Below are 10155 nucleotides of genomic sequence, written 5' to 3' on the forward strand. Positions count from 1 at the left end.
CTGCTGCCCGCTCTATCGAAGCTGCGGCCAAGAGGCCAACTGACAGTGGCTTATTAAACTCAGGGTTGCATGGGACTGGTCATATGCTCTGGCTCTAGAAGCTCATCGAGCTGGGTCTGGCTCAGCCACCCCTTTTCGAGGACCAGATCATAGACACTGCCACCGGTGTCCAACGCTTCCTTGGCCACTTGCGATGAGCGTTCATACCCAAGTACGGGATTCAGCGCAGTGACAAGGCCGATCGAGCGCTGCACATAGTTCTGGCAGACTTCCCGATTGGCGGTAATGTCCTTCACGCACCGATTGTTAAGTACGATCATGGCGTTATTCAGAATAGTTAACCCTTGCAGCAGATCATAGGCCATGACCGGCTCAGCCATGTTTAACTCAAGCTCGCTGGCTTCCGCGGCGATACCGATCGTCGCATCAAAACCGATCACCTGGTAGCAAACCTGGTTGACCATCTCCGGTACCACGGGATTGACCTTACCCGGCATGATGGAAGAGCCCGGCTGCATAGGTGGGAGATTAATCTCATTGAGCCCGGCCCGAGGACCACTGGACAGCCACCGGAGGTCATTGCAGATTTTGGAGACTTGCACCGCTACCCGCTTCATGGCGCCGGATAGGCAGGCAAACGCTCCCGAGTCCTGAGTAGCCTCTACAAGATCGTTTGCAAGCGTCAAGGGCAACTCGGAGATAACGGCGAGTTTCTCGGCCACCAGCGGCGCGTATCCGGCCGGGCTGTTCAGTCCGGTGCCGATGGCCGTAGCGCCCAAGTTGATCTCGTGCATCTCCAGGGTTGCATGCGAAAGCGCGCGGCGAGCAGATGCCACCATCCCGGCGTACGCCCCAAACTCCTGGCCTAACGTCATCGGGATGGCGTCCTGGTTTTCTGTACGCCCCATCTTCAGCACGTCGGCAAACTCGTCGGCCTTTATCCGCAAGGCGCTGGATAGCTCATCCAATGAGTTCAGCGTCTGCTGAACGGTGAGCAGTACGGCAACTTTTACCGACGTGGGATAAGCGTCGTTGGTGGACTGAGACAGGTTAACGTGGTCCAGCGGGTGCAAGTGGGTATAGTCACCACGCTGATGGCCCAATAACTCAAGGGCGCGATTGGCAATAACCTCGTTGGCGTTCATGTTCGTTGAGGTGCCGGCACCACCTTGAATCATATCCAGCACAAAGTGTCGCCGCAGTTTTCCCCCGATAATCTCATCACACGCCGTCGCGATGGCCTTCGCCTTATCGGCCTCGAGTACACCCAGCTCCTGGTTGGTTTGCGCGGCCGCCTTTTTAACCATGGCCAGGCCGATACAAAGATTACCGTAGTCATCCAGGTGATGCCCGGAGATGGGAAAGTTCTCCATGGCTCGCAGCGTCTGAACGCCGTAATAGGCATCGGCGGGAATCTCTCGCTCTCCCAGGGAGTCGTGTTCTACCCGGGTCGTGCCAATCGCAAATTCGGGCTCACGATGTTCGACCATTCGGGTCGTGGTGCCACGTAGCCGCGCACGCAGGCGTGTTGCCACGCGTAGAATAAGCTCATGCCAAAAATCCGGTTGCCCTTGCTGTAGGCGTTCCTTGGCGGCGGCATCCAGCACCAAAAGCTGGCCAGCGGCCATCGCCCGAGTAGAGAGCCGATGCGGGTTGGGGTCGCCCATGAGAAAGCCTTCAAAGACCATGGCCCCTGGCCCCAGCAGCCCTACACGCCGTATGTCGGCATAGCGACCGTGCAGCAATTCCAACTCGCCCTGAAGCAGGACCCCGAACCATTCCCGGGGCACTCCCTCCTGGCTGATCCAGTCACCACTGGAGAATGTTTGGACATCACCATATTCGCGCAACATATCAACGATATGTTGATCAGCATCACCGATTTGAGTCCCTGAAGTAAGATCCTGAGTGGACACTTCATTAACGTTCATCTCGCTTCTCCTAATAATCGCGATGGTCAAAAGACCTGGGAAATGAGCAACCCGATAATGACGGTGCCAATAGTGGCGACCAGCCCGGGGAGCATGAAGGAGTGGTTAAGCACGAACTTGCCGATCCCGGTAGTACCACTGCGATCAAAACTGATGGCAGCAAGGATCGTTCCGTAGGTAGGGAGGAAAAAGTAACCGTTAACGGCCGGCCACATGGCAACCAGCTGGGGACCACCGATACCTAGCGCCAGCCCCAGGGGCAGTAAGGCCCGAGTAGTAGCGGCCTGGCTGAATAACAGCACCGAGGCAAAAAACAAGCCGATGGCGAAGGTCCAGGGGGCAGCAGTTACCATGTTGCCAAGTCCGCCCACCACGGTTTCCTGATTGGCATCGATAAGCGTCTGACCGAGCCAGGCAAGCCCAAAAATACCCACAAGTGCCACCAGACCGGACCGAGCGGTGGCAGCCCGCGGGACAGCCTCAACGTCTACCCGACAGATCATCAGGATGATCGCTGCCACGGCCAGCATCGTGATCTGGATTGTCAAAGACATGGATAGCGGCACCAGTTCACCGCTGGTATCGGGAAAGGCTGGCCTCAGGCCCTCAAAGAAGCCCAGTACAACGATGGAGGCTACGCCCAGCAGGAAAATCAACGCACTAACACGGCCTTTCCACGGCCGAACAGACTCGGCAGGCTCTTTATCAGTCACCGCAGTGTCCGAGGTAGCGGTATTGGCTGTCACAAGGCTCTTCTCAGATCCGGCAACCTGTGAAGCCTGTGTATCGCTGGGTCCTTCGGGAATCGGTTCTACCAGTCCCTCGCTGACTCGCTGCTGAAACACCGGATCCTCTGACAGTTCCTTCCCGCGGCGGTAGGAAATCAGCGCCGCCAATACGATCCCCATCACTGTGGCGGGCACAGAAATCGCCATAATCGTCGCCAGCGTCATGCCCTCGGATTCCAGTATCACGATGATGGCCGCCATCGCTGCGGAAACCGGGCTGGCGGTGATCGCCTGCTGTGAAGCAATGGTCGAGACCGCAATCGGGCGCTCGGGCCGGATCCCGCTACCGTGAGCGACGTCATGGATGACCGGAAGCAACGGATAGAAAATATGACCGGTACCGGCACCGAAGGTGAACAAATAGGAAACCAGCGGTGCCACGATGGTGATGTGCTTGGGGTATCGGCGAATGATTCGTTCGGCAACGTTTACCAGCCAGTTGATTCCGCCGGCGGCTTCCATTACCGCTGCCGCACTGATCACCGCCAGGATAATCAGCATTACGTTAATTGGTGGTGCGGCAGGCTGCTCGCGGAACACCACCGTCAGGATAAGCAGGCCCACGCCACCCCACATACCAAGAGCGATGCCTCCCTTGCGGGCGCCCAGTGCAATAACGGCCAGCACAGTGAGAAGTTCAAGGAGAAATATCCAGTCCATAGTGTAATCGTCACGCCTCCATGGGTTGTCGATTAACCGGTCTACATTTTTTGCTCAAATATTTTACCTATTGCTACCGTATCCACTATTTAATTAGTTTAAATTGATCCAGATCAATATTTATCCAGTTTATTTCTATTTGGAATGAAAGAAATTATTTTATATGCAAATATTTCTAATAGACGGGTATGAGAGTGTTCGCATGCCTGACTGAATCACCGAATAACCGACGAGAGCCGCTATGCAACATCAAGACGTTGATATCGTGATCGTAGGAGGCGGCGGTGCAGGATTACGCGCCGCGATTGCCGCTGCAGAAAGTGGCAGAAACAAGGGGGAACGGCAGCGCATCGTGATGCTGTCAAAGGTATATCCCATGCGTTCTCATACGGTCGCGGCGGAAGGTGGCGCCGCTGCCGTTACCAGCGATGAAGATACGTTAGAAGCTCACTTTGAAGACACTGTCTCGGGAAGCGACTGGCTTGCTGAACAGGGGGTTGTCGATTACTTCGTCCGTCACGCCCACCAGGAATTAGTGCAGCTGGAACGCTGGGGATGCCCCTGGAGCCGTAAAGCGGATGGTACCGTGCAGGTGCGTCGCTTTGGCGGCATGAAAACGGCTCGTACCTGGTTTGCAACGGACAAAACCGGCTTTCACATCTTGCACACCCTGTTTCAGACGTCGTTGAAATATCCCGAAATTGAACGTCTTGACGAATATTTCGTACTTGACGTCGCAACAGTCGACGGCGCTGTTGCCGGCGTTATTGCCCTACAGGTCGCCACGGGCGAATTGATTTTGCTGCGCGCGAAATCGGTGATCATGGCAACCGGTGGCGCCGGGCGCCTGTTTCAGTTCAATACCAACGCCGGCATCGTGACCGGGGACGGCATGGCCATGGCCTACCGTAGCGGTGTGGCCCTACGCGATATGGAGTTCGTACAGTACCATCCTACCGGTCTTCCGGGTACGGGCATTCTGATTACCGAAGCGTGCCGCGGAGAGGGTGGCCTACTCTTGAATAAGGACGGCTACCGTTATCTGCAAGATTACGGGCTGGGACCGGAAACGCCGCTGGGGGAGCCGAAGAACAAATACATGGAGCTCGGGCCACGCGATAAGCTGTCCCAAGCGTTCTGGCAGGAGCAAAAGGCAGGACGTACCGGACGCTTCGCTGACAGCGACGTGGTCTATCTCGACCTGCGCCATCTGGGTAAGGATTACCTATATGAGCGCCTTCCCTTCATTTGTGATCTGGCCAAGTCCTATATCAATATTGACCCGGTCAACGAGCCCATTCCGATTCGCCCGGCGGTACATTACACCATGGGTGGCATTGAGACAGATGCCAACTGTGAGTCTCGTCTGAAGGGGCTGTATGCCGCCGGGGAGTGCGCCTCCGTGGGGCTGCACGGTGCTAACCGGCTGGGATCGAACTCACTGACGGAGCTGCTGGTCTTTGGCCGCCTGGCAGGCGAACAGGCAAGCCAGCGGGCAGCCACTACCCACTTCGCCGACCTCGAGTCGCTTCAACGGCAGTTTCAAGCCAAGCGGCAACACATCGACCGGCTACGTGAGGCCAGCGGCACGGAAGACCGGGTTGAACTGAAGCGCGAAATGGTTCAGGCCATGGAGGATGGCTGCGGCGTTTATCGTGATGAGGAGCGCATGCAAGGTGCCTTGAACACTATCCGTGAGCTCAAGTCACGGTATCACGATATTCAGCTGAATGACCGAAGCAAAGCTTACAACACCGAATTGCTGCTGTGCATCGAGTTGGGCTTTGGGTTGGATATTGCGGAGGCGACCTGTCTGGCCGCCTTACACCGTCGGGAATCCCGCGGCGCCCATCAGCGCCTCGACGAAGGCCTTCAACAGCGTGACGACATCAACTTTTTGCAGCACAGCCTGGTGTTCTTCAAAACCGACGCCCCTGCAGAGCTGCGCTGGCAAGAGGTAGATACTCGCTTCTCGGCGCCAGCGGTGCGCGCTTATGGCGATGCGGGCAAAGGAGCATAGCAATGACGACCAAACGGCTTAGTATTCAACGTTATCTCCCCGAGCAGAGCGAGGCGCCATTCTGGCAGGACTTCGACGTTCCCTATGACGACAGCACCTCTATCCTTGAGGCCTTGAACTATATCAAGGACGAGCAAGATGCCAGCTTGAGCTATCGCTGGTCATGTCGCATGGCTATTTGCGGCTCTTGTGGCGTAATGGTTAACGGGGTGCCAAAGCTGGGCTGCAAAAGCTTTTTGAGGGAATATCCGGAAACCGTCAAGATAGAACCCTTGGCGCACTTCCCCATAATGAAAGACCTCATTATCGATATGGATCTGTTTCTTGAGCACCTGACCGCCGTTCAGCCTTATTTGATCAATGAGTCGGAAGAAAGCGCAGAGCCCCATAATCAAACCCCGGAGCAAATGGCCAAATACGCGCAGTTTTCCGACTGTATCAACTGTGGGCTTTGCTACTCTGCGTGCCCGCAGTTTGGCCTTAACCCCGGCTTCCTGGGGCCGGCAGCGCTGACGCTGGCACAGCGTTATAACCTGGATAACCGCGACCAGGGTAAAAAGCAACGCCTGACACAAATGAATCGTGACGAAGGCGTTTGGTCCTGCACTTTCGTCGGTTACTGTTCAGAAGTGTGTCCGAAAAATGTTGACCCAGCGGCGGCCATAAACCAGGGCAAAGTCGAATCGGCCAAAGATCTCTTGATCAATTTATTCAAAGGCTAGCTATTCAACTGCAGGAGGCTTTCATGGACAAATCAACAGGACATTTTCCCGAACTTAAACGCACCTGGTGGTTAAAGCACCGTTACTTCATGACCTATATGGCCCGCGAAGCTACGGTCCTGCCGCTGGTTTTTTTCATTGCTTGCTTACTCGCCGGGATATACTGCCTCTTGCAAGGGGCTGATAGCTGGCAAGGATGGCAACAGTTCATGCAAAATCCCGTTGTCATCGCGATTAATCTACTGGCTTTCATTGCCAGCCTTTTCCACGCCGCCACATTTTTCACGCTTTTCCCACGAGTTATGCCGCTTCGCGTAAAGGAACGATTATTGCCAGCGAAATGGATCGTCCTGGGGCAGTGGCTTGCCGTACTGCTGGTAACGGTATTATTTGCCTGGGTATTCATCGGAAGGAGCATGTAATGGAACATCGCATCAAGAAAAGTGCCGAGCCTGTCTGGTGGGCCTTATTCAGCGCCGGTGGTGTCTGTTTTGCGGTATTCGTTCCAGCCGCCATTCTGTTTATTGCCCTGCTATTTCCCCTGGGAGTGTTGCCAACAGAAACGTTTGATTTCGAGCGCAGCCGCGCGATGCTGTTCAGCTTTTTCGGCCTGATGTTCGTTGGCGCTGTCATCTGCCTCCCGCTGTATCATGCGATGCACCGTATTCGTCACGGTCTGCATGATCTGAAGCTGGGCAGTGACAAAACGAACAAGACCATCGCCTATAGCATTGCGACCTTGTTCAGCTTGCTTGCGCTTTTACTGGTGCTGCTGGGAATACTTTCCAGCAATATCTAACACTTTCCGCCCGCAGTGCTATGCGCTGCGGGCGGAAGGCCTTGGGTTATCCCGCCCCCCTTTCTGGCTTCATCTTTTTTGGGACATACATCTAACGTTAAGCACCAAACGTAACAATACATACTAATTCTCTGATATAATACGCCACTTCTGCCGCGCCAGGATTTCCATTCTCTAAAAACAGCCGACCCTTGCGCACAACACGATGACGTTACGGAAGCCCGACACCATGCCATCGCTCAAGAAAATGAGCCTATTTATCGTCTCGGCCACCATCATTGCCCTGCTGCTGATCTTTGTTGGCTGGCAGGGGGACACGGCAGCCACGCTGTTCTCACGCCTACAGGGCATCATGGCGGGCTCTACCGGCTGGCTTCTTATTTTCATCATAAACGCCGTGCTGCTGTTTGCCTTGTACCTATTGTTTACGCCGCTGGCCCGGATTCGCCTGGGCGGGCCCGACGCACGCCCCGAGTTCAGCCGCCTTGACTGGTTTGGCATGCTGTTTGCCGCGGGCATGGGCATCGGGCTTTTGTTCTACAGCGTTTCCGAACCGTTGCAGCATTACGCCTCGTTCCGTCCTTATTTAAGCAGCGATGCCACTACCGCCCAGTTTTCCATGGAGATGACGTTTCTTCACTGGGGGCTGCACCCTTGGGGCATCTACGCCCTCGTAGGGCTGACGCTGGCCTTCTTCCATTATAACGCCGGTCACAAGCTCAGCTTTGAGGCGCCGCTACGCGAACTCCTGCCCGCTGCCTGGGCACGCCGCCTGGGCTGGGTGGCGAATATGGCAGCCGTGATTGGCACTATTTTTGGTATTACCACCTCATTGGGGCTTGGCGCCAGCCAGGCCAGTGCCGGCATCGCCGAGCTAACCGGGTTGGACGCCAGCCTGGGGCTCAACCTTGGCGTTATCGGCGTGGTGTGTACGCTGGCCATGGTCAGCGTGCTCAGCGGGCTGGGCAACGGCGTCCGTCTACTCAGCAAACTGAACCTGGTCGTCGCGGCCAGCCTGATGCTGTTTGTGTTATTTGCCGGCGAGCCGCTGTTTATTTTCAAGGCGCTGGGTGAGCATCTGGGCGGCTATATCAACGACTTGCCCAAGCTATCCACCTGGAACGAGACCTATAGCGGTACCCACTGGCAGTCGCAATGGACCATTTTCTACTGGAGCTGGTGGATCTCCTGGTCTCCCTTTGTCGGCATGTTCATCGCCCAGGTCTCTCGGGGCCGGACCATCCGTGAATACCTGCTTGGCGTCCTCTTTGTCCCGACCCTTTTCAACTTTCTGTGGATGACGGTGTTTGGCAGCAACGCGCTGTTTCTGGAGCTGTTCGAGAATGCCGGGTTTGCCAATACCGTTACCGTTGCCCCTGACGAAAGCCTCTATCGCTTGCTCGACTACCTGCCGCTGAGCACCTTCACCACGGGGGTGGCCGTACTGGTCGTGCTGATATTTTTCGTCACCTCAGCCGACTCCGGCGCCCTGGTGGTGTCAACGCTAACGTCAAACGGCAACGCCCCCAGCTGGCGACAGCGCTTCTTTTGGGTCGCGGCGGTTGGGCTGGTCACCGCCTTTCTGCTGCGCGCCGGCGGGTTGGACACCCTCCAGTCGGCGGCCATTGCCAGCGGCCTGCCGTTCGGCCTGCTGCTGCTGACGTTCATCCCGGCGCTGAGCATCGCCCTGCGTCGCCCTTACGTACGCCCCCAGGATGCCGGTACGGAAGCGAACGCCGACGTGCAGTCCGGGCCTTCTGCCCAAGAGGCTGAATAATGCTATTTGCCTGCACACCGACTGGTGGCTCCGCCACACCGGAGCCACTTCATGAAAGTCAAAGTCCGGATAGATCGTCGGTGCCATCCTGGGCATGCCCCAGCTGATAAGCGACTGAGCATTCGCAGCAGTAGCCGGGCATACATTCTTGTATGTAAGTAGGCGGCTGCACTATACTCCTTCTCCTCGCTAGGGCTACCACTGCCGCCAAAGCGCGGAATGCGAAGAACCCAGCCATACACCGCGCCTTGGGGGCCAAGTCACGATGCGAACCTCTGCCAGACCTGTATTTACGTCTTTCACCAAGCTGCTCAATCTTGCCAGCCTGATGCTGATGGGCTTCGTGCTTGCTGCCTGCTCAGATGCCGAACAAACCTCTGACGACACCGAGGCGTCGCCGCCTGCCGTGCTGGTAGCGCCGGTGGTCGAGCGTTCGATAAGCGCTGGCGAGTCCAAGGTGGCACGTACCCGTGCCGTACATCGGGTGGAGCTGCGTGCGCGCGTTTCCGGCCCGCTGGTGACGCGTAATTTCACAGCAGGAGAACACGTCGAAGAGGGTCAGCTATTATTCGAGATTGAGCCGGATCAATACGAGGCCGAAGCGGCCGCAGCGGCCGCTAGCGCGGCCGAAGCCAAGGCCAGTCATGACAAGGCCAATCAGTACCTCAATCGTCTGAAGTCGGTGGCCAGCGGTGGCGTGGCAGCCTCGGATATGGAAACGGCGCGCAACGACGTGCAGACCGCCAAAGCCCGGCTGGAGCAGGCCCGCGCCCGACAGCATTCGGCCGAGCTGCAATTGGGTTATACCGAGATCCATGCGCCCATCGCCGGCCGTATCAGCGAGGCCCAAGTCGATGTTGGCAACCTGATTGGACCAGACAGCGGTGTGCTCGTCACGATCGTGCAGCTGGACCCCATCTACGTCGACTTTACCGTCAGCGAGCGCGAAACCACACGCTTTATCCAGCGGCGGCGCGAGGCGGATGACGACCAGGCAGATATTGATGACTATCGCCTTCGCATGCGCCTGTCGGACGGCAGCCTGTACGAGCAGGGAGGCCGGCTGGACTATGTAGCAAGCGAAGTCGACCGATCAACCGGCACGCTAGCCATGCGCGCGGTAGTGGATAATCCGGAGGGCGTGCTGCGCCCCGGGCAATTCGTGACGGCGCTGATATCCGATAGCGAGCCGCAAAAACGTCTGGTCATCCCCCAGGCCGCGGTTCAGCAGGATAAAGAAGGCTACCAGGTCTTGGTGGTCGACGGTGATGGCGAGGTCGAGCGTCGTCAAGTCAAGCTTGGCGACCGCCGCAAGGTCGATTGGGTTGTGGAATCGGGGCTGCGTGCCGGGGAAAATGTGATTTTCCAGGGGCTACAGAAGGTGCGTCCCGGAATGACTGTCACCGCCGAACCGGGGAATCCCCGTGCCGGCCTGACCGATGAGTCGGGAGATTAGGC

The 10155-nt window shown here is 56.9% G+C and carries 8 protein-coding genes; 6 read left to right on the forward strand and 2 right to left on the reverse strand.

Annotation, left to right across the window (positions count from 1 at the left end; genetic code table 11):
- Window positions 1-59: 59 nt before the first annotated feature.
- Both ACZ46Y_RS08275 and ACZ46Y_RS08280 read right to left on the reverse strand, forming a co-directional pair.
- Window positions 60-1931 (reverse strand): aspartate ammonia-lyase, encoded by a 1872-nt coding sequence (locus ACZ46Y_RS08275; protein ID WP_446497138.1) that lies wholly within the window; start codon window positions 1929-1931, stop codon window positions 60-62.
- A gap of 26 nt (window positions 1932-1957) precedes the next feature.
- On the reverse strand, window positions 1958-3379 hold the full coding sequence (locus ACZ46Y_RS08280) for an anaerobic C4-dicarboxylate transporter (protein ID WP_311957128.1): 1422 nt from the start codon (window positions 3377-3379) through the stop codon (window positions 1958-1960).
- A gap of 241 nt (window positions 3380-3620) precedes the next feature.
- Between ACZ46Y_RS08280 and frdA the strand changes: the two genes are divergently transcribed.
- From frdA to ACZ46Y_RS08310, 6 genes are all read left to right on the forward strand, one after another.
- The gene (frdA, locus tag ACZ46Y_RS08285; RefSeq protein ID WP_311957131.1) at window positions 3621-5399 is read left to right on the forward strand and encodes a fumarate reductase (quinol) flavoprotein subunit; all 1779 of its coding nucleotides are present in this window, start codon (window positions 3621-3623) and stop codon (window positions 5397-5399) included.
- Between the two features lie 2 nt (window positions 5400-5401).
- Window positions 5402-6121, forward strand: a complete 720-nt coding sequence (locus ACZ46Y_RS08290) for a succinate dehydrogenase/fumarate reductase iron-sulfur subunit (protein ID WP_311957133.1) — start codon at window positions 5402-5404, stop codon at window positions 6119-6121.
- A gap of 23 nt (window positions 6122-6144) precedes the next feature.
- On the forward strand, window positions 6145-6543 hold the full coding sequence (locus ACZ46Y_RS08295; protein ID WP_311957136.1) for a fumarate reductase subunit C: 399 nt from the start codon (window positions 6145-6147) through the stop codon (window positions 6541-6543).
- Complete coding sequence (gene frdD / locus ACZ46Y_RS08300; RefSeq protein WP_311957138.1) at window positions 6543-6920, forward strand: fumarate reductase subunit FrdD; 378 nt, start codon at window positions 6543-6545, stop codon at window positions 6918-6920. Before ACZ46Y_RS08295 ends, frdD begins: the two co-directional genes overlap by 1 nt.
- A gap of 229 nt (window positions 6921-7149) precedes the next feature.
- Window positions 7150-8697: a BCCT family transporter gene (locus ACZ46Y_RS08305; RefSeq protein WP_311957141.1), complete on the forward strand. Its 1548-nt coding sequence runs from the start codon at window positions 7150-7152 to the stop codon at window positions 8695-8697.
- Window positions 8698-8962: 265 nt separating this feature from the next.
- Window positions 8963-10153 (forward strand): efflux RND transporter periplasmic adaptor subunit, encoded by a 1191-nt coding sequence (locus ACZ46Y_RS08310; protein WP_311957143.1) that lies wholly within the window; start codon window positions 8963-8965, stop codon window positions 10151-10153.
- The last annotated feature ends 2 nt before the right edge of the window (window positions 10154-10155 follow it).

The sequence above is a fragment of the Halomonas garicola genome (assembly GCF_055382465.1).

Excerpts from the sequence above, each read along its gene's own strand:
- ACZ46Y_RS08290 (WP_311957133.1), top strand. The coding sequence starts at position 5,402 with ATGACGACCAAACGGCTTAGTATTCAACGTTATCTCCCCGAGCAGAGC.
- ACZ46Y_RS08310 (WP_311957143.1), top strand. The coding sequence starts at position 8,963 with ATGCGAACCTCTGCCAGACCTGTATTTACGTCTTTCACCAAGCTGCTC.
- ACZ46Y_RS08275 (WP_446497138.1), bottom strand. The coding sequence starts at position 1,931 with ATGAACGTTAATGAAGTGTCCACTCAGGATCTTACTTCAGGGACTCAA.
- frdA (WP_311957131.1), top strand. The coding sequence starts at position 3,621 with ATGCAACATCAAGACGTTGATATCGTGATCGTAGGAGGCGGCGGTGCA.
- ACZ46Y_RS08305 (WP_311957141.1), top strand. The coding sequence starts at position 7,150 with ATGCCATCGCTCAAGAAAATGAGCCTATTTATCGTCTCGGCCACCATC.
- ACZ46Y_RS08280 (WP_311957128.1), bottom strand. The coding sequence starts at position 3,379 with ATGGACTGGATATTTCTCCTTGAACTTCTCACTGTGCTGGCCGTTATT.
- frdD (WP_311957138.1), top strand. The coding sequence starts at position 6,543 with ATGGAACATCGCATCAAGAAAAGTGCCGAGCCTGTCTGGTGGGCCTTA.
- ACZ46Y_RS08295 (WP_311957136.1), top strand. The coding sequence starts at position 6,145 with ATGGACAAATCAACAGGACATTTTCCCGAACTTAAACGCACCTGGTGG.